This window comes from Mycobacterium sp. NPDC003449 (genome assembly GCF_053588415.1).
The window spans coordinates 1-18803 of record NZ_JBSFPX010000028.1 but is presented as its reverse complement, the minus strand read 5'-3'; the positions used below and the strand labels follow the sequence as shown (position 1 = coordinate 18803).

The following is an 18803-nucleotide window of genomic DNA, read 5'->3' as shown; positions in this document are numbered from 1 at the left end:
GTGCAGACTCGCGGGAGGATCACGCGTGCGGGCCACTCCAATGAGGGTTCGTTTCACCGAGATTCACGTCAGGGATAAAAATTGGGCGAAATCTGTCCCTGATGTGAATCTCGGCATCCGATCCGGCCGTCCGGGGCGATTAGGGCCAGCGACCCCGGTTCGGTAAGCTGCCACACGGTGGCGTGTCCGAGCGGCCTAAGGAGCACGCCTCGAAAGCGTGTGACGGGTAACCCCCGTCCGAGGGTTCAAATCCCTCCGCCACCGCCACAAATCCCGCGCCTGCTATTGCACGTAGCGGGATTTGCTATCTCTATCGACGGGGTGTTTTGACCTCTGGTGGACACACTTTGACACAGCCATTGGTCACTCGTAATTGTTCATGGTGCCGCAACTGCGTGTAAATCGGTGTCGGAACGTTTCGGCAGCTCTCTCATCGGGAGCAAGGGCCCGTCACGATCGGCACAGTGCCCCGCGATCGGGTACCTGCGCCGGACCGTCACCCCAATGCACTACTGATCCGAATCGAGAACGGCTTGGTGTCCGCCTTCGGCGAAACTGCGACAGATGTGACGTGTGAGACTTGACCGACTTTCTAGCGCGCTATAACGTTGCAAGTACCCACCCCGTCCTCTTGCTAGGGCGGGGTCTTTTTGGCCGCGTAAGGGCATCTTGCTTCGGTTAGCGAACTCGCAGTTTAGGTTCTCATCATGAAGGTGGGGGTCTACATCGACGCGTTCAATCTGTACTACGGGATGCGGAATCATTGCGGCCGCGGCACTGCCGGATGGCGTTGGCTGGATGTGCGGGCGCTCGCTACGAGTTTGTGCGGATGGCAGAACTCATACATCCACCGTGTGGTCTACTGCACGGCGCGCGTCGATCCTGCGGATAGTCCGAGCGCCTACACGGATCAGGATATCTACCTTAAGGCGCTTCGTGAGCACAAGGCTATCGACGTCTTGGAGCTAGGCCGCTACGTAGCGTGGGCGAAAAAGGCCCCCCTCGCGACGCAGACGTCGAGCGGAGGCGTCCAGGTACTGGCGCCTAGCGGCGCCGAGTCATGGTCAGGTATCCCGGTCCAGTCGGTAACGGCCAAGGATGGGTCTCCCATGCTTCTGGCTACGGTGCGAGTGCGCGAGGAGAAGGGTTCGGACGTCAACGTGGCTACGCACCTCCTCGCAGACGTGTTCAGGCGGGAGGTCAATGCTGCAATTGTCATCTCAAACGACTCGGACCTTGCCCTGCCCCTGGGGATTGCGCGGACGTTAGTGCCAGTCGGTACCGTAAACCCTGGGAACAAGCCTCTAGCAGGCGCGTTGCGTGGATTGGCGACCGAGGGTGCTGGGCGTCACTGGTGGGGCAAGCTGTCTGCGCGTCAGTACCAGGCGCACCAGATGCCCGAAACTGTCGGGCGGTGGACCAAACCGGCCGACTGGTAGTGCTGGCCAGCCGCAAATGTGGACACATTCATAGATGACTTCGGTGAACCGACGTAACGTGCTTCGCAGTTCGACGGGGTATCAGCAGGCAGAGTCGCCCCGTCCGAGGGTTCAAATCCCTCCGCCACCGCCAACAAAACTCCCCGCCCGTGAACACTGGTTGGGGAGTTTGTCGTTGGTTGCGGCTACCTGTTTTTCCCACCGGCATCCGGGGGATCCGCGTTCAATGGGCCCATGGAGTTCATGTCGCCGACCGATTCGATGTTCCTGCTCGCCGAGACGCGGGAGCATCCGATGCACGTCGGCGGGCTGGCCCTGTACCAGCCGCCGCCCGATGCGGGCCCCACCTTCATGCGTGACCTGCATGAGGACCTGATCGCCCAGACCGATTTTCAGCCGGTGTTCCGCAAGCATCCGGCGACCCTGCTCGGCGGTATCGCCAATATCGGCTGGGCCGTCGACCACGAGGTGGACCTGGACTACCACCTGCGCCGGTCCGCGCTGCCTGCGCCAGGGCGGGTGCGCGACCTGCTGGAGCTGGCGTCGCGGTTGCACGGCGGGCTGCTCGACCGCCACCGCCCGCTGTGGGAGGCCCACCTGATCGAGGGTTTGGCCGACGGCCGGTTCGCGGTCTACACCAAACTGCACCATGCGCTCATCGACGGGGTGTCGGCGATGAAGCTGGTCGAGCGCACGCTGTCGACGGATCCTGCCGACACCCGGGCCACGGCGCCGTGGACGCTGCCGCGGCGCAGGCATCCCCGGCCCGCCACGTCGAGGTTGCGCACCGTCGCCGACGCCACCGCATCGATCGCCGGGTTGGCCCCGTCGACCCTGAAGCTGGCCCGCGCGGCGCTGCTGGAACAACAGCTCACGTTGCCGTTCGGCGCCCCCAAGTCCATGTTCAACGTCAAGATCGGCGGTGCCCGCCGGGTGGCGGCGCAGTCCTGGCCGCTGGAACGATTCCACCGGGTCAAGGCCGCGGCCGGCCTGACCGTCAACGATGTGGTGCTCGCCATGTGTGCGGGTGCGCTGCGGGCCTATCTGATCGAGCAGGACGCGCTGCCCGACCGGCCGTTGGTCGCGATGGTGCCGGTCAGCCTGCGCTCGGCGGAGGAGGCCGACGCGGGCGGCAACATGGTGGGAACGATCCTGTGTGATCTGGGCACCGACCGTGACGATCCGGCCGAGCGGCTCACCGTGGTCACCCGGTCGATGCGCGACAACAAGAAGGTGTTCGCCGAGCTGCCCCGCATCCAGGCGCTGGCGTTGTCGGCCCTGATGATCGCGCCGCTCGGGCTCACCTCGGTGCCGGGTTTCGTCGGCGCCACCACACCGCCGTTCAACCTGGTCATCTCCAATGTGCCGGGGCCGCGACAGCCCTTGTACTGGAAGGGCGCCCGGCTGGACGGCAGCTATCCGCTGTCGATCGCGCTGGACGGGCAGGCGATGAACATCACGGTGGCAGGCAACGCCGACAGTCTCGACTTCGGTCTGGTCGGCTGCCGGCGCAGCGTGCCGCACCTGCAGCGGATGCTCGGTCATCTGGAGAGCTCGCTCAAAGACCTGGAGCTGGCCACCGGGGCGTGACGAATCGGGGCTCGCACGGCAGGATCATTGCCATGGCGGAAAACAACGGTGACGCACTGGGCCGGATGCGGATTCTCGATGCGAAACCGGTGAATCTCGACGGTTTCAGCGTCGCCGCCCCCGATCTGGGCCTGGCCGCCATGCGCAGCCCGAACGATCCCGAGCCGTCCCTGGTGATCCGGGACGGGACGGTCGTCGAGATGGACGGCAGGCCCGCCGAGGACTTCGACGTCATCGACGAGTTCATCGCCCGCTACGGTCTGGATCTCGACGTCGCACCCGAGGCGATGGCATTGTCCGATGTCGAACTGGCCCGCATGGCCGTCGACCTGGCGGTACCGCGCGCCGAAGTGGTGCGGCTGATCGGCGGCACCACCCCGGCCAAACTGGCCAGGGTGATCGCGGTGCTCACGCCGGTCGAGATGCAACTCGCGATGGCCAAGATGCGGGCCCGCCGCACCCCGAGCAATCAGGCCCACGTGACCAACCAGCTCGACGATCCGCTGCTGATCGCCGCGGACGCCGCGAGTGCGGTGGCCTACGGGTTCCGTGAGGTCGAGACGACGGTGCCGGTGCTCGGCGATGCACCGTCGAATGCCGTTGCGCTGCTGATCGGTTCGCAGGTCGGGGTGCCCGGGGCGATGGCGCAGTGCTCGATCGAGGAGGCGCTGGAACTGCGGTTGGGCTTGCGCGGGCTGACCAGCTACGCCGAGACCATCTCGATCTACGGCACCGAGCAGGTGTTCGTCGACGGCGACGACACCCCGTTCTCCAAGGCCATCCTGACCAGTGCCTACGCCTCGCGTGGGTTGAAGATGCGGGTCACCAGCGGCGGCGGGGCCGAGGTGCTGATGGGTGCCGCCGAGAAATGCTCGATCCTGTATCTGGAATCCCGTTGTGTCTCGCTGGCCAGGGCGCTGGGATCCCAGGGCGTGCAGAACGGCGGCATCGACGGGGTCGGGGTGGTGGCCTCGGTGCCCGAGGGCATGAAGGAACTGCTCGCCGAGAACCTCATGGTGATGATGCGTGACCTGGAATCCTGCGCGGGCAACGACAACTTGATATCGGAGTCCGATATCCGGCGCAGCGCCCACACCCTGCCGGTGTTGCTGGCTGGCGCCGATTTCATCTTCTCCGGGTTCGGCTCGATCCCGCGCTACGACAACGCGTTCGCGCTGTCCAACTTCAACTCCGACGATATGGACGATTTCCTGGTGCTGCAGCGGGACTGGGGCGCCGACGGCGGGCTGCGCACCGTCTCCGCCGAACATCTGGCGGAGGTGCGCCGGCATGCGGCGCAGGCCGTGCAGGCCGTGTACCGCGACCTCGGGCTGGCCGACTTCGACGACAGCCACGTCGACGATGTGGTGGCCGCCAACGGATCCCGCGACCTGCCGCCCGGCGATCCCAAGGCGGTCGCCGAAGCCGCCAACGCGATCGAGGCCAAACAGCTCACGGTGTTCGACGTGGTGGCCTCGCTCAAGCGGACCGGCTACGACGCCGAGGCCAGGGCGATCATGCGGCTGACGCGAGAACGCCTGCGCGGTGACCAGTTACAGACCTCGGCGATCTTCGACGAGCAGTTCCGGGTGCTCTCGAAGATCACCGACCCGAACGACTACGCCGGGCCCGGAACCGGATACACGCTGACCGAGCAGCGCCGGGCCGAGATCGACAACATCCGCCAGCAGCGCACCGCCGCGGAGCTGACGGCCGATCAGGCCGGGCACGCGGGCCACATCATCGTTGCCGACGTCGAGCCTGCGCGCCAGGGCGGCGATCCGCGCGAGGTGTGCATCGGACTGTCACCGGCGCTGGGCCGCAGCGTGTGGTTGACGCTGTGCGGTCTGACGGTCGGTGAAGTGATCCGGCAGCTGTCGGCCGGGCTGGAGGAGGAGGGCTGCGTGCCACGATTCGTGCGGGTGCGATCGACCATCGACGTGGGGCTGATCGGCCTGACCGCGGCCAAGCTGTCCGGTTCCGGGATCGGAATCGGGTTGCAGGGCAAGGGCACCGCGCTGATCCATCGGCGCGACCTGGCGCCGCTGGCCAACCTCGAACTGTTCAGCGTCGCGCCGCTGCTGACCGCGCGCAACTATCGCGAGCTGGGCCGCAACGCCGCCCGCCACGCCAAGGGTATGGCGCCGGTGCCGATCCTGACCGGCGGCACCGACGAGTCGATATCGGCGCGCTACCACGCCCGTGCGGTGGCGCTCGTCGCGCTGGAACGCGAGGCCAGCGAACCAGGTCAGGCCCCGGTCACGGTGCGGGTGGCACGCGCATGAGCGAAAAATACACCGTCGAGGCGGCCGTCGACGGCAAGCTGGACCTGTCCGACCTGCGGATGGATCCCGCCGCCCTGGCGCATCAGGCGGTCGTCGCCGAGGAGAACGGCAATCCGCAACTCGCCGGAAACTTCCTTCGTGCAGCCGAATTGGCCACCATCGACGATGAGGAGGTGATGGGGCTCTACGAGGCGCTGCGTCCGCACCGCTCGACAGCCGCCGAACTCGACGCGCTGCAGGCGTCGCTGGAAACCCGCGGTGCCGCCCGCTGCGCCGAGCTGGTGCGGCAGGCGGCCGCCGTCTACGCCCGGCGAGGCTTGTTGCGGTGACCTCCCGCGGCCGTATTGTCGCCGGAATAGATGTCGGCAATCACACCACCGAGATCGTTCTGGCCCGCGTCGACAACGGTGCTGCCGACGGCTCGGTACTGCCGGTCGGCCACGGCCACGCGCCGACCCGGGGACGTAAGGGGTCACGGGAGTCACTGGAGGGGGCGGCCGCACTGCTGCACCGCATCGAGGTCGAATCACAGGTCCGGGTCGACGAACTGGTGCTCCCTTCGATCCGTCCGGTCGACACCGAGACCGCGCCGCTGGCGCCGGCCGCATCGCCGCGCTCACCCGTGCGCAGCCTGCGCCGGCCCGATGCCAGCACCCCGGCGGGTAGCGGCTTCGCGGTCGGGCGGCACGTGCCGCTGGGCGCGTTGTCGGATCCGGTCGCCGCCGGACCGGTCATCGTCTCGGTGGACACCGAAACCGATTTCGAGGATGCCGCCGCCGCGATCGGCGATGGCGTGGCCCGTGGCTGGGCCATCGCCGGGGTGCTGGCGGCCCAGGACGACGCCGTACTGATCCGCAACCGCATACCGGTCGACGTACCGGTGGTCGACGAGGTGACCCTGGACGGTCTGCGGCCGGGCGTGCTGGTGGCTGTGGAGGTGGTCGCCGAGGGGCGCGCGTACCGGGCCCTGGCCGATCCGATCGCGCTGTCCGCGGCGCTGGAAATCGGGCCGGAGCGGATCAACGACGTGGCCGAATTCACCAGGGAACTCGCTGATTCGCCTGCCATCGCGGTCACCCCGCGCACCGGCGCAGCCGAGCCGCCCCCGGTCGACGACGATTACGTCGAGTTCAGGACCGACGGCCGGGTGGTTCGCTACTCACCGGCCCAGGCCCACAGCATCCTGCGCAGTGCACCCCCCGGCAACGTGGTGCGGATCCGGCTGCGCGCCATGCCGGTTCACGAACTCGCGGTCGACGACGCGTTCTTCACCGACCTCGCGGCCCTCGACAACGGCACCTGGCTGCGCCGCGGCGTGGCCGACGCCCGCGGCACCGTCGTCGCGCTGCTGTCCGCCGACCATGTCGAGGACGCCGCGGCCACGCTGCACGAGCTGACCGGCCGCCCGGCCCGCACGATTTCCACCGAACCGGAGGCAGCCGCCCGCGGGGCGCGCACGACGCCCGGTCTGCCGCCGGGCTCGGTGGTGTGCGATATCGGCGGCGGCACCATCGATCTCGTCGGTGATGACCGCACCGTGACGGCCGCGGGCGCCGGGGAGACCATCACGGTGGCCGTCGCGCGCCTGCTCAACATTCCCCGCGCCCTGGCCGAACGGGTCAAACGCACGCCCGCCATCCGGGTCGAGGGCCCGCACCTCGCCCATGAGGAGGACGGACGGCGGCTGTTCCTGGACGCGCCGGCGCCCGCCGACGCGATCGGGCGGCTGTGTACCCGTGGGAGTGCCGGGCTGGTGCCGTTCTCCGGCAAGCTGGCCGCCGAGGAGTGGCGCAGCCTGCGGCTGGCCATCAAACAGGAAACCGTGGCGGCCAACATCGCCCGCTGCCTGAAGGCGTTCGACAAGCCACCGACGGCCCTGGTGCTGGCCGGCGGCGGTGCGCTCGACGACGAATTGCTGCGCACCGTGGGCGAATCCCTGCGCGCCGTGCCGGTCGTGGTGGGGCGGGCCAACATCGACGGCGTGCACGGTCCGCGGTTCGCGGTCGCCTCGGGGCTGGTGCAGCTGTCCGCGCAGGCGCATCGGCCGGGTCAGAACGGCAGGTCCACACCGCCGTTCGTGGTGTAGACCTCGTCGTGGTCGGAGTCGATGTAGCCCTGCGGGTAGGGCAGGTCGGGATTGGTGCCGTAGGGGACCAGCGGATCGGTTCCGGTCGGGCTGACGGCGGGCGGTTGCACGCGCGGCGGGGTCGCGGCCGCCGCGACGGGTGCGAAGGCGACCGCCGCGCCGACTGCGGTCGCGGCCAACCATGGTGCGAGGAACTTCAATGGCATCGTCATGACCCAACAATGGCGCTGCGGCGAGCCGGTGTCGCCACCGTTGACCTCCATTCGCCGGTGGGGCTAACCGGTAGTCCGCTCGCCGGGATCAGCCAGCCAGCGCGGGGCGCAGGAAGTCGCCGGAGATCTTGACCGCGGGTGCCGAGGAATCGCCCCCGACCACCAGGGTCGCGAACGCGATATCGCCCGCGATACCGGCGAACCAGCCGTGTGAATGCGTATTGTCGCCGAACTCCGCGGTCCCGGTCTTGCCGCCGAGCTCGGCGATATCGCTCAACTCACTGGCGGTGCCCTCGGTCACGGTCAGTCGCATCATGGCCCGCAGCGCATCGGTGACGTTGGGCGGCAACGGAACCGACGGTTTGTCCGCGGTCGTCTTCGCGCCGTCGACCAGGGTCGGGACGACGGTCGAGCCGTGTGCCAGGCTGGCCTCGGCCACCGCGAGGCCGAACGGGCTCACCGTCACGGTGCCCTGGCCGATACCGTTCTCCACCCGCTGGGCGGCGGTGTCGGCGTTGGGCACCCGCCCGGTCACGGTGGTGAGACCGGGCACGGTGTAGTCCACACCGATGCCGAAATCGCGTGCGGTGTTGGTGAGGGCGTCGGCGGGCAACTTATCGGCCAGCGCGGCCATGCTGGTATTGCAGGAATGCGAGAACGCCGAGGACAGCGGCACCGTTCCGAGGTCGAAGTCGTCCTCGTTGGGGATGGTGCGGTTCTCGATGGTGGCCCGCCCAGGGCAGGCCACCGGGGTGTCCGGGGTCGCAAGGCCGGCCTTCAGCGCGGCCGCGGTGGTGATGGTCTTGAATGTCGACCCGGGTGGGTAGAGACCCGAGAACACCACGGCCCCTTGCGGATCCGCGGCCGCGTTCTGCGCGGCGGCCAGGATGCCGCCGGTCGAACCGGAGATCGCCACCAGCATCGCGGGCCGTGGTTCGGCGGCCAGCGCCTGCTGGGCCAGCAGCTGCATCCGCAGATCCAGGCTGGTGCGCACCGGTTCGGTCGGTGCGGGTGGGGTCGACTTCAGCCGCTGTGCGGCCTCGCCGTCCCCGTCGACCAGATATACCGACCAGCCCGCACCTTTGGTGATCCGGTCATGCCAGAGGTCGCCGAGCCCGCCGATCGCCGGTGAGGACAGTGCCCGGTCGGTGGTCAGCAGCTCGCCCTGCTCGGCGACGGTGACGCCGGGAACCTGGGCCAGTTGATCGCGCACCTGGGCGAGGTCGTCCTCACGCAGTTTCATCGCGGTCACCCGATCGTCGGAGGACGAATTGAGCTGCGCACCGATCGAATCCGCGGTCGTCGACGGATCGAACCGGTTCAGCAGGGCGGCCAACGGCGCCGCGGCCTCCGGATGGGCGCGTTCCAGGTTGATCACCCCGACGGTCTGCCAGGTCATCAACGGTTGGCCGGCGCGGTCGAGTACCGGGGTCTGCAGTTCACTGTCCTGGCTGTACTGGAACTTCAGCCCGGGGGCCAGATCCTGGTGCAGCAGTGTCGGTGCCCAGGTGATCAGCCAGTCGTCACCGGTCTCGGCGGCGGTACCGGTGGCGGTGTAGTCGAAATCGTGTCCGGGCCCCCACGACCACTGGTAGTGCAGGGTCGCGCCGGCGTCATCGCCCTCGGCCGGTGACGCGGTCACCTTCACCGTGGCCGCATCGCCCATGCCGTCGAACATCGCGGCGATCACCGGTTCGGCCGCCGCCGGATCGCTGGTCTGGGTGGCGGCGGCGTGCGAGTCCTTGCGCCCTACGGCGTCGGCGAACGCGGCGAACCGGTCGGCGGCGTCGGGTCCCGAGGAACAGCCGACGACCGGCAGGAACAGGGCGAGCAGCAACAGCCACGCACACGCGGGTCGACTCATGTCCTCCAGCTTTACAGCAAGGCACGCACCTGCTCGGCCAGGGCCACGCCGAGATCGCGGTTGTTGGCCTCGGTGAAGTGGATACCGTCGACGCCTTCGGTCCGCACCACACTGCCCGCGTCGAAGAACGGCACCTTCACGAACGACGCGAGTGCGGCGTAAACCTTGGCGAGTTCGGCGGATTTGTGCTCGCCGCCCTCGAAGATCAGCTGGAACCACGGGTGCGGCATCGGGGCCAGCGGAGGCGGCGAGACCACCAGCACCTGCGGCGCGGGGTATCGGGTGCCGACGCCGCCGGCGCTGGTCAGCGCCTGGGTCAGCAGGGTGGACATGCCGATCCCGATGTCGAGGGGTTCGCGCCGGAAGTAGGCCTTGGTGTCGTTGGTGCCGAGCATGACGATCAGCAGGTCCAGCGGGAGGTGGCTGGCCAGGCAGGACGGCAGATAGGCGGCCCCGTTGAGCCGGGGGTCGGCCGGATCGTCGATGTTGGTGGTACGGGCGCTCAGGCCCTCCTCGATCACCTGGTAGTCGGGGCCGAGGCGGTCGGCGAGCACGCCGGTCCAACGCACGTCGGCGGCGAATCGGTCCGTCGGGGCGCCGTCCTCGACGGGAACCCAGCCCCAGGTCAATGAGTCACCGAAACACAGAATTCGCTTGGCTGCCATGGCCCCAGCACACCACACGGCGGGGCGGCGCGCACCGGTCCGGACTACCCCGCCTTGCGGTGCCTGCCCGGGTGGTCGCTGCTGCGGTCGGGTTTGTCGGCCGCCTGTTTCTTGGCGCCGCCACCGGCATCGCCCGAATCGCCCGCGGTGTCGGTGGACGTGGCGGCGGGTTTGTCGTCGGGTGTCTGAGCGGCCGGCTTCTCGGTGTCCGGCTTGCCGGTGCGGATGGTCTTGGCGATCGAACGGGCGAAGCTGATGGGGCCCCGGATCTTGGGCCGTGCGGGCCGGGGACGCACGGGTTTCTCGACGGCGGTATCCGCCGCGTCGGCGGCGTCCTCGCTGTCGACGCGCGTGACGTCGTCGTCGGCCCGGGCCAGCGGTTTGACCGGCGGCTCGCCGGGCTTGGCCGGGGTCTGTTGCGGCGGGTTGTCCGGCGCGACCGGTGTCAGGCCTGCGACGTCGTCACCCGGCGGCGTGGGCTCCGGCCCACCCACCCCGTACATCCCCGCCGGGGTGGTGCCGAGTGGGCGGCCGTACCCGGCGGCCTCCAGGCCGTCGTCGATCCCGATCGGGATCGCACCGATGAAGTTGGCGACGTCGGTGATCGGGTTGGCGATGCGGATGAATCCGGCCGGGGTGGACTCGCCCGGGTTGACGGTGCGGTCGTAGCCCTGCTCGACCAGCACGCGCAGTGGCGCGTCGAAACCCAGCAGCACCGCCCGGGGGACGCCGACCTGTTCGAACGGACGCAGCAGCGGCAGCAGATCGGTGCCGACGGTGTAGTACGCGGTATCGCCGTAGGTGTCGTAGTCGGTATCGGGTGCCCCGGGAGCGAGATCGTCCTCGGGATCCACCGCGTTCTCGTAATCGCCGTGCAGGTAGACGATTCCGGCTATCGCGTTGGCGGTGGCCAGCACGTTGAGCGGATACCTCGGGAAATCGGCCCAGCCGTCGTACTGCTGGGTGAGGTCGTAGGTGGTGGGCGGGTCACCCTCCGCCCAGCCCGGGCTGGTGGTCGGTGCCGGACCGGACAGCGGGATGTCGAGGATGGGAATCGTGAACCCGCGGAAGCGGGACAGGATGCCGCCGTTCGGCCGGGCCGGATTGGACACCAGGACATAGACGATGTTTCCCTCGGCGGTCTGCGCCTTGTACTGGCTGAGGATCACCGCGCTCTGCGAATACCCGACGACGACGATGGTGCCGTCGGGGTCCTGCAGGCGCTCGGCATCGATGCGATCGCCGACCCGGCCGAGGCCCTGCGCCACCGATGCCCCGTAGGTCAGGTCGCCGAACCCGCCCTGCGAGAACGGCCAGAATCCGCCGTTGTACTCGATCTGGTCGCCGGTGCGCCAATCGTCATCGGTATCGGGCGTCAGCCCGGGTGCCGACCCGTAGGTCTGGCCGAGGACACCGTTGGCGAACCGGACGAACGGGGCATCGTCATCGGTGTAGCCGCCGATTTTGGTGCCCCGCATGTACAGGGACTGGGCCAGCAGTTCCGTCGGTGCGGGCACGGTGGGCAGCGGTATCGGTCCTGCCCCCGACCAGGCCAGCGCCATGGCACCGACCGGCGCCGCGATGACCATGCCCAGCGAACCCATACTCCACCGCATCGTCGACGCCTTTCGCGCAAATCCGACACGGCGCCACGGCGGGGTCGAACCGCTGATCGTGGCGTCGTGAGTAAACCGGGCCGGGTGTCGATACCTCAACCCGCACAGGATTTTGCACTATCCGGCGACAGCTCGCAGCAAATTCGACCGCTACGGGCAGGTCACCTCGAGCTCGAACGGCTTGGTCACCACCCCCGCCGCGGGGTTGGACAGGTCCGCCCCGGTGGCGCTGCCTTTGATCGTGTACGTATTGCCGTCCTTGGTGGCCTCGGCGCTGGCGCCGGGCACCCCTGGGGTGAAGCCGAGGTTCACCCCGTCGATATTGCCGAGCCCGACCGCGCCGACCGTGGGCTGATCTCCTTCGGAGACGGTGGCGGTGACCACCGACATGCCCTCGCCGACGGTCAAAGACACGTTGCCCGCGGCGCTCGCACACACCACGGTGCCCTGTACCGGACGCTCCTGGCCGTCGATGAGGACCCGCGCGCTGCCCGACCCCGTGATGGCCGATGCGTCGCCGGCCTGCGCCGTGCCGGACTGGACGGCCGAGGTGGTGGTCGGTACGGACGCTGTGGGTGATGCTTCGGTCGACTCGGATTTCTCGCCACCCGACGAACATCCGGACAGACCGGCAACGACGATCGCGGCGCCACCGACGGCCACCAGGAATCCACGCTTCACCCTGTTCTCCTCATGGTTGTGCGGGCGCCGGATCGGCGGCCCGCCTCGGTGAAGTATGGGGTTGGCCCGGCCCGGCGGTATGCGATTGGGGGAATTGCTCGAGTCCGTGGGCTGGAGGTCGTAGGTTCGAATCCATGCAGACCTTGCGAACCCCCGAAGCCCGATTCGCCGATCTCCCCGAATTTCCTTATCCCCCAAGCTATTGCGAACTCGACGACGGGGACGGCGGGCAACTGCGGGTGGCCTGGGTGCAGGACGGGCCGCCCGACGCCGATCCGATCCTGTTGTTGCATGGGGAACCATCCTGGTCGTTTCTGTACCGCCGGATGATCCCGGTCCTGACGGCCGCGGGGCACCGGGTGATCTGCCCGGACCTGGTCGGGTTCGGCCGATCGGACAAGCCGGCCCGTATCGAGGACCACAGCTACGCGCGCCACGTCGAGTGGATGCGGGCCCTGGCGTTCGATGTGCTCGACCTGCGACGGGTGACCCTGGTCGGTCAGGATTGGGGCGGGTTGATCGGATTGCGGTTGGCCGCCGAACATCCCGACCGGTTCGCCAATATCGTCGTCGCCAATACCGGGTTGCCCACGGGCGACGTTCCGATGCCCGAGATCTGGTGGCAGTTCCGCACGGCCATCCAGAACCTGCCGACCATCGACGTCGGCCGGTTCGTCGCCTCGGGTTGCCGCCGTCCGGTCAGCGCTGAGGTCCGGGCCGGCTACGACGCGCCGTTTCCGGACGACTCGTACTGTGCGGGGCCGCGCGCGATGCCCGGTCTGGTGCCCACCTCGCCCGACGACCCGGCCGCGCCCGCCAACAGATCGGCCTGGAACACGTTGGTGGCCAGTGAAACTCCCATGCTGGTGGCGTTCAGCGACGGCGACCCGATCACCGGTGCGATGGCCCCGATCCTGCGCCGCGAGATGCGTGGGGCGCAGGGCATCGACCATCCGGTGATCGCCGACGCCGGCCATTTCCTGCAGGAGGACGCCGGCCCCGATCTGGCCCGGGCGATCGCCGAGTTCCTCAGGGGCAGGTGACCGCGACGTCGAAGGGCATCTGCACCGGGGTCAGCGGATTGGCCGCATCGGTGCCCAGTCCGCTGCCGGTGACGGTGTAGTTTTTGCCGTCGCGGGAGGCCAGGACCGGCGCGGTGGAGGTTCCGTCGATGTAGGCCAGCGCGGGCTCCCCGGTGCCGGCCCGGCCGATGCTGACCGACTTCACCGCGGGGGCCTCGCTGTCGGTGAGGACCACCGTGGTGGGCAGGCGCCCCTCGATGGTGATGGTTATCCGGCCGTCCTCGGCCCGGCATCCGATCGAGGTCACCGGCCCGGCATCGTTGGTGCCGAAGTTGACCCTGCCCTGTGGTGGCTGGTCGGGTGGGGTGTGCCCCTGTGCCGACGAGCAGCCTGACGAACACCCCACGATGCCGGCCAGCAGGGCCACGCACGGGGCGAACAGACGGTGGTTCACGAGCAAGCAGTATCGTCCGTGCGCCCCCGTGCCCTCAACGGGATGTCCATCCGGTTGAATATCTGCTGTGGATCAGCCCTATTTCACCGTCGAGGCCGAGTTAGCCGGCCGGCACGGCAGGGTCGGGACCATCCACACCCCGCACGGGAATATCCACACCCCGGCGTTCATCGCGGTGGGCACCCAGGCGACGGTCAAGTCGGTGCTGCCCGAGACGATGAGTCAACTTGGCGCCCAAGCCATTCTGGCCAATGCGTATCACCTGTACCTGCAACCTGGCCCCGACGTCGTGGCCGAGGCGGGCGGGCTCGGCGCGTTCATGAACTGGCCGGGCCCGACGTTCACCGACAGCGGCGGCTTCCAGGTGATGTCGCTGGGTGTCGGATTCAAGAAGGTGCTGGCGATGGACGCCTCGCGGCTGCAGGCCGACGACATCATCGCCGACGGCAAGGAACGCCTCGCGGTCGTCGACGACGACGGGGTGAACTTCCGCTCCCACCTGGACGGCTCCAAACACAGGTTCACCCCCGAGGTGTCGATCGGTATCCAGAATCAGCTCGGCGCCGACATCATCTTCGCGTTCGACGAGCTCACCACGCTGGTCAACACCCGCGCCTACCAGGAACGTTCGGTGCAGCGCACGCACGAGTGGGCGGCGCGGTGCCTGGCCGAACACCGGCGGCTGCAGTCGCGGGCGCCGGAGCGGCCGCCCCAGGCGCTGTTCGGGGTGGTGCAGGGGGCCCAGTACGAGGACCTGCGGCGCCGGGCCGCGCGCGGGCTGGCCACGATCGGGCAGCAGGCGGGGCCCGCGGAGGGGCTGAGCTTCGACGGCTACGGCATCGGCGGGGCGCTGGAGAAGCAGAACCTGGCCACCATCGTCGGCTGGGTCAGCGATGAGCTGCCCGCCGACAAGCCCCGTCACCTGCTCGGGATCAGCGAGCCCGACGATCTGTTCGACGCGGTCGCGGCCGGGGCGGACACCTTCGACTGTGTCTCGCCGTCGCGGGTGGCGCGCAACGCGGCCGTCTACTCGGCCACCGGACGGTTCAACATCACCGGGGCCCGGTACAAGCGCGATTTCACCCCGATCGACGCCGAATGCGATTGCTACACCTGCGCCAACTATTCGCGCGCCTATATCCGGCATCTGTTCAAGGCGAAAGAGATGCTCTCGGCGACGTTGTGCACGATCCACAACGAGCGGTTCGTCATCCGGCTGGTGGACCGGATCAGGGCCGCGATCGTCGCCGGTGAGTTCGACGAGCTGCGGGCGGATGTGCTGGGCCGGTATTACGGTGCGGCCGTACCTTAGCCATCCTGACCTGCCAGCTTCTTCAACGCGTGCACAATAAGTGCATGACCACTGCCGCAGAAGACGAGGCTCCGCAGCCGATGCTGTTGCAGCTGCTGGACCCGGCCAACCGGGCCGACCCGTACCCGGCCTTCGACCGGATCCGCGAGGGCGGGCCGCTGTGCCTGCCCGAGGGCAACCTCGCGGTGTTCTCGACGTTCGCCGACTGTGACGAGGTGCTGCGCCATCCGTCGTCGTGCAACGACCGCACCACGTCGACCATCGCGCAGCGCCGGCTCGACGCCGACACCGACGCGCGGCCGCAGGGCCCGTCCAGCTTCCTGTTCCTCGATCCGCCCGACCACACCCGGTTGCGCGGTCTGGTCAGCAAAGCCTTTGTGCCCAAGGTGATCAGGGCGCTCGAACCCACCATCAGCACACTGGTGGACGATCTGCTCGACACCGTCGAGCGCCGCGATGCCGGTTTCGATGCGGTCGCCGACCTGGCCTATCCGCTCCCGGTGGCGGTGATCTGCCGGTTGCTCGGGGTGCCGATCGAGGACGAACCCGAGTTCAGCCACGCGTCGGGGTTGCTGGCCGCCGCACTGGACCCGTTCCTGGCGCTGACCGGCGAGACCTCGGACCTGTTCGACGAGCAGATGAAAGCCGGGCGCTGGCTCAACGATTATCTGCGCGACCTCATCGACCGGCGCAGGCACGCGCCCGGCGAGGACCTGATGTCGGGCCTGATCCAGGTCGAGGAGTCCGGGGACCAGCTCACCGAGGACGAGATCGTCGCCACCTGCAACCTGCTGCTGGTCGCCGGGCACGAGACCACGGTCAACCTGATCGGCAATGCGATCCTGGCGATGCTGCGGGACCGGCGGCAGTGGTCGGCGCTGGGCTCCGACGCCGGCCGGGCGTCGGCCGTGGTCGAGGAGACCATGCGCTACGACCCACCGGTGCAACTGGTCTCGCGATACGCCGGTGCCGATATGGACATCGGGGGACCTGACGACCGGGGGAGCGTGACGGTAGCCCGGGGCGACACGATGTTGTTGCTGCTGGCCGCCGCGCACCGGGATCCGGCGGTGTTCGAGCGGCCCGGCGAGTTCGATCCGGACCGCGCGACGATCCGTCACCTCGGCTTCGGCAAGGGCCCGCACTTCTGCCTCGGCGCACCGCTGGCACGGTTGGAGGCCGCGGTGGCGTTGTCGGCGGTGACGGCGCGGTTTCCGCACGCCCGCTTGGCCGGCGAACCGGCCTACAAGCGGAACGTGACCCTGCGCGGGCTGTCCAGGCTTTCCGTCGCCATCTGACGCTCCTTTTTCCCCGCCGAGCAGTCCCTCGCCGAGCAGACGTGAACGTACCCGTAATCACCGCAAATGGGGTACCGGGGTGTCTGCTCGCGGGGCAACGGGCAGGCAGAAAACCCTAGAGCGGGTTGAGGATCCGCTGCAGGAACTGCCGTGTCCGCTCTTCTTGGGGGTCGCCGATCACCGCCGCCGGGGGCCCCTGCTCCAGAATCAGGCCCCGGTCGGTGAACAGCACCTGATCGGATACCTGCTTGGCGAACTGGATCTCGTGCGTCACGATCACCAGGGTCCAACCCTCGACGGCGAGATCCCGGATCACCGAGAGCACCTCGCCGACCAGTTCGGGGTCGAGTGCCGAGGTGGGTTCGTCGAACAGCACCACCTTCGGCTTCAGCGCCAGCGCGCGGGCGATGCCGACGCGTTGCTGCTGGCCGCCGGAAAGCTGGTACGGGTACTGATCTCGCTTGTCGGCCAGGCCCACCTGGTTCAGCAATTCGGTCGCCTCGGCCGTCACCTCGTCGCGCGGGCGTTTCTGCACGACGAGCGGGCCCTCGGTGACGTTCTGCAGCACGGTCTTGTGCGGGAACAGGTTGTGGCCCTGGAAGACGAACCCGCTCTGCGCCCGGTAGCGGCGCAGTTCATCCCTGGCCACCGGTGTGGCGAAGTCCAATTCGACGTCACCGACCCGGATTACCCCCGCGTCGGGTACGTCCAGTGCGTTGAGGGCACGCAGCAGCGTGGTCTTTCCGGAGCCCGACGGCCCGATGATGGTTGTCGCCGAGCCCTGCGGCACGGTGAACGACAGGCCTTTGAGAACCTCGATGTGGCCGAAGGCTTTCTCCACACCTTGGGCAGTGATCCGGTTTTCGGTCTCGGTGGTCATCGCGCCACATGCCTTTCCAGTCGGCGTTCGATGCGGCTCTGGCCGAACGACAAAACCAGGCAGATCACCCAGTAGTAGACCGCCGCGGTCCCGTACAGGGCGAAGAACTCGAAGGTCGGCGCCGCGACGATCTGGGCCTGCCGCAGCAGTTCGGTCACCAGGATGGTCGATGCCAGCGACGTGTCTTTGACCAGGGAGATCAGGGTATTCGATAACGGCGGCACCGCGACCCGGGCGGCCTGCGGTAACACGATACGCCGCAGCGCACCCAGATAGCTGAGGCCGATCGTCTCGGCCGCCTCCCATTGGCCCTTGGGGATGCTCAGGATCGCCGAGCGGATGATCTCGGCCGCGTAGCCGCCGACGTTGAGGCTGAACGCGATCACCGCGGCCGGGAACGGATCGATCTTCACTCCGAACTCGGGCAGCGCGAAGAACACGATGAACAGCTGCACCAGCAGCGGGGTGCCCCGGATCACCGAGATGTAGAACCGGGCGGTGTTGCTGAGCACGACGTTCGACGACAACCGGGCCAGCGCCACCGTGAGCGCGATCACCAGGCCGATCACGAAGCTGATGATGGTCAGCGGGATCGTCATCGTGATCGCGGCCTTGGCCAACGGCCACAGATTGTCGGCGATCAGCTGCCAGGTCGATCTGACCGCGGGCGCGTCGGCGGCCGGCTCCGGTGCCCCCGAGGCGTTGGCCTTGAGGTATTTCTGCGAGATGTTGGCCAGGGTGCCGTCGGCGCGCAGCTCGTCGAGGGCCCGGTTCAGCTCGGGTAGCAGGCCGCTGTCCTTGCGGGCGGCGAATCCCTGTTCGCTCTTCTCGCCAACGGTGCCTGCGATTTTCACCGACTTGTCGTTGGTCTCGGCCAGATAGGCATAGACCGCGATGCTGTCGTTGACCACGACGTCGACCCGGCCCTGGTTGAGCAGCGTGATGGCCTGGGTGAAACCCTCGACGGCCTCAACCCTGGCCCCGGCCTTGCGCGCGATCTCCGACCAGTTGCTGGTTGCGTTCTCGGCGGCGACCTTGCCTTTCAGGTCATCGAGCGAGCTGATCGAATCGTCGTCGGCCCTGGTGACGATGACGCCTTCACCGACCGAATACGGTTCGGACAGGTCGTATTTGGCCTGCCGTTCCGGTGTGATGGTGACCTCGTTGCCGACCACGTCGAAGCGGTTGGCCTCGAGTGCGGCGAAGATCGAATCCCATGGGGTTTCGACGAACTCGACCCGAACCCCGATCTTGTCGCCGACCGCGCGGGCGATGTCGACGTCGTAGCCGACCAGTTGACCGGTCGCGGCGTCGTGGTAGCTGAACGGCGAGTACACGCCCTCTGTGCCGACCCGCAGCACACCGGCGGATTTGATCGGCTCATCGCTGGTGCCGGCCG

At 68.2% G+C, this 18803-nt stretch carries 16 protein-coding genes and 1 tRNA gene; 9 read left to right on the top strand and 8 right to left on the bottom strand.

The genetic code is table 11. The features are described from left to right. Positions 1-176 precede the first annotated feature (176 nt). From ACWDTP_RS10490 to ACWDTP_RS10465, 6 genes are all read left to right on the top strand, one after another. A tRNA-Ser gene (locus ACWDTP_RS10490) sits at positions 177-267 on the top strand. A gap of 440 nt (positions 268-707) precedes the next feature. Next, complete coding sequence (locus ACWDTP_RS10485; RefSeq protein WP_450019263.1) at positions 708-1439, top strand: NYN domain-containing protein; 732 nt, start codon at positions 708-710, stop codon at positions 1437-1439. A 234-nt stretch (positions 1440-1673) separates the two neighbouring features. Beyond that, positions 1674-3029 (top strand): WS/DGAT/MGAT family O-acyltransferase, encoded by a 1356-nt coding sequence (locus ACWDTP_RS10480; RefSeq protein WP_450019261.1) that lies wholly within the window; start codon positions 1674-1676, stop codon positions 3027-3029. 65 nt (positions 3030-3094) lie between these two features. Then, positions 3095-5314, top strand: coding sequence for a propanediol/glycerol family dehydratase large subunit (locus ACWDTP_RS10475; RefSeq protein WP_450019334.1), 2220 nt, complete (start codon positions 3095-3097; stop codon positions 5312-5314). Next, on the top strand, positions 5311-5643 hold the full coding sequence (locus ACWDTP_RS10470; protein ID WP_450019259.1) for a diol dehydratase small subunit: 333 nt from the start codon (positions 5311-5313) through the stop codon (positions 5641-5643). Before ACWDTP_RS10475 ends, ACWDTP_RS10470 begins: the two co-directional genes overlap by 4 nt. Continuing rightward, on the top strand, positions 5640-7400 hold the full coding sequence (locus tag ACWDTP_RS10465; protein ID WP_450019257.1) for a diol dehydratase reactivase ATPase-like domain-containing protein: 1761 nt from the start codon (positions 5640-5642) through the stop codon (positions 7398-7400). Before ACWDTP_RS10470 ends, ACWDTP_RS10465 begins: the two co-directional genes overlap by 4 nt. On the opposite strand, the gene ACWDTP_RS10460 is transcribed toward ACWDTP_RS10465, so the two are convergent. The 5 genes from ACWDTP_RS10460 to ACWDTP_RS10440 form a co-directional block, all read right to left on the bottom strand. Next, positions 7364-7612 carry a hypothetical protein gene (locus ACWDTP_RS10460; protein WP_450019255.1) on the bottom strand — a complete coding sequence of 83 codons (249 nt, stop codon included), beginning with the start codon at positions 7610-7612 and terminating at the stop codon, positions 7364-7366. The two genes, ACWDTP_RS10465 and ACWDTP_RS10460, sit on opposite strands and share 37 nt — an antisense overlap. Before the next feature lie 88 nt (positions 7613-7700). Continuing rightward, complete coding sequence (locus tag ACWDTP_RS10455; protein WP_450019253.1) at positions 7701-9476, bottom strand: penicillin-binding transpeptidase domain-containing protein; 1776 nt, start codon at positions 9474-9476, stop codon at positions 7701-7703. An 11-nt stretch (positions 9477-9487) separates the two neighbouring features. Next, positions 9488-10141 carry an SGNH/GDSL hydrolase family protein gene (locus ACWDTP_RS10450; RefSeq protein WP_450019251.1) on the bottom strand — a complete coding sequence of 218 codons (654 nt, stop codon included), beginning with the start codon at positions 10139-10141 and terminating at the stop codon, positions 9488-9490. A 44-nt stretch (positions 10142-10185) separates the two neighbouring features. Then, positions 10186-11757 carry a PE-PPE domain-containing protein gene (locus tag ACWDTP_RS10445; RefSeq protein WP_450019249.1) on the bottom strand — a complete coding sequence of 524 codons (1572 nt, stop codon included), beginning with the start codon at positions 11755-11757 and terminating at the stop codon, positions 10186-10188. 150 nt (positions 11758-11907) lie between these two features. Next, positions 11908-12438 carry a lipoprotein LpqH gene (locus tag ACWDTP_RS10440; RefSeq protein WP_450019247.1) on the bottom strand — a complete coding sequence of 177 codons (531 nt, stop codon included), beginning with the start codon at positions 12436-12438 and terminating at the stop codon, positions 11908-11910. A gap of 134 nt (positions 12439-12572) precedes the next feature. Between ACWDTP_RS10440 and ACWDTP_RS10435 the strand changes: the two genes are divergently transcribed. After that, positions 12573-13481: a haloalkane dehalogenase gene (locus ACWDTP_RS10435; RefSeq protein WP_450019245.1), complete on the top strand. Its 909-nt coding sequence runs from the start codon at positions 12573-12575 to the stop codon at positions 13479-13481. Here the strand turns inward: ACWDTP_RS10435 and ACWDTP_RS10430 are convergent. Continuing rightward, positions 13468-13914 (bottom strand): lipoprotein LpqH, encoded by a 447-nt coding sequence (locus ACWDTP_RS10430; protein ID WP_450019243.1) that lies wholly within the window; start codon positions 13912-13914, stop codon positions 13468-13470. The genes ACWDTP_RS10435 and ACWDTP_RS10430 overlap by 14 nt on opposite strands. 67 nt (positions 13915-13981) lie before the next feature. On the opposite strand from ACWDTP_RS10430, the gene tgt reads away from it, so the two are divergent. Both tgt and ACWDTP_RS10420 read left to right on the top strand, forming a co-directional pair. Then, positions 13982-15226, top strand: coding sequence for a tRNA guanosine(34) transglycosylase Tgt (tgt, locus tag ACWDTP_RS10425; protein WP_450019242.1), 1245 nt, complete (start codon positions 13982-13984; stop codon positions 15224-15226). A gap of 44 nt (positions 15227-15270) precedes the next feature. Continuing rightward, positions 15271-16524 carry a cytochrome P450 gene (locus ACWDTP_RS10420; protein WP_450019240.1) on the top strand — a complete coding sequence of 418 codons (1254 nt, stop codon included), beginning with the start codon at positions 15271-15273 and terminating at the stop codon, positions 16522-16524. 115 nt (positions 16525-16639) lie between these two features. On the opposite strand, the gene ACWDTP_RS10415 is transcribed toward ACWDTP_RS10420, so the two are convergent. Continuing rightward, positions 16640-17404: an amino acid ABC transporter ATP-binding protein gene (locus ACWDTP_RS10415; RefSeq protein ID WP_450019238.1), complete on the bottom strand. Its 765-nt coding sequence runs from the start codon at positions 17402-17404 to the stop codon at positions 16640-16642. Beyond that, positions 17401-18803, bottom strand: a 1403-nt coding sequence (locus ACWDTP_RS10410) for an ABC transporter substrate-binding protein/permease (RefSeq protein WP_450019236.1), incomplete at its 5' end; no start/stop codon positions are given. The genes ACWDTP_RS10415 and ACWDTP_RS10410, both read right to left, overlap by 4 nt.

Excerpts from the sequence above, each read along its gene's own strand:
- ACWDTP_RS10415 (WP_450019238.1), bottom strand. The coding sequence starts at position 17,404 with ATGACCACCGAGACCGAAAACCGGATCACTGCCCAAGGTGTGGAGAAA.
- ACWDTP_RS10475 (WP_450019334.1), top strand. The coding sequence starts at position 3,095 with ATGCGGATTCTCGATGCGAAACCGGTGAATCTCGACGGTTTCAGCGTC.
- ACWDTP_RS10460 (WP_450019255.1), bottom strand. The coding sequence starts at position 7,612 with ATGACGATGCCATTGAAGTTCCTCGCACCATGGTTGGCCGCGACCGCA.
- ACWDTP_RS10480 (WP_450019261.1), top strand. The coding sequence starts at position 1,674 with ATGGAGTTCATGTCGCCGACCGATTCGATGTTCCTGCTCGCCGAGACG.
- ACWDTP_RS10435 (WP_450019245.1), top strand. The coding sequence starts at position 12,573 with ATGCAGACCTTGCGAACCCCCGAAGCCCGATTCGCCGATCTCCCCGAA.
- ACWDTP_RS10450 (WP_450019251.1), bottom strand. The coding sequence starts at position 10,141 with ATGGCAGCCAAGCGAATTCTGTGTTTCGGTGACTCATTGACCTGGGGC.
- ACWDTP_RS10420 (WP_450019240.1), top strand. The coding sequence starts at position 15,271 with ATGACCACTGCCGCAGAAGACGAGGCTCCGCAGCCGATGCTGTTGCAG.
- ACWDTP_RS10470 (WP_450019259.1), top strand. The coding sequence starts at position 5,311 with ATGAGCGAAAAATACACCGTCGAGGCGGCCGTCGACGGCAAGCTGGAC.
- ACWDTP_RS10445 (WP_450019249.1), bottom strand. The coding sequence starts at position 11,757 with ATGCGGTGGAGTATGGGTTCGCTGGGCATGGTCATCGCGGCGCCGGTC.
- ACWDTP_RS10455 (WP_450019253.1), bottom strand. The coding sequence starts at position 9,476 with ATGAGTCGACCCGCGTGTGCGTGGCTGTTGCTGCTCGCCCTGTTCCTG.
- ACWDTP_RS10485 (WP_450019263.1), top strand. The coding sequence starts at position 708 with ATGAAGGTGGGGGTCTACATCGACGCGTTCAATCTGTACTACGGGATG.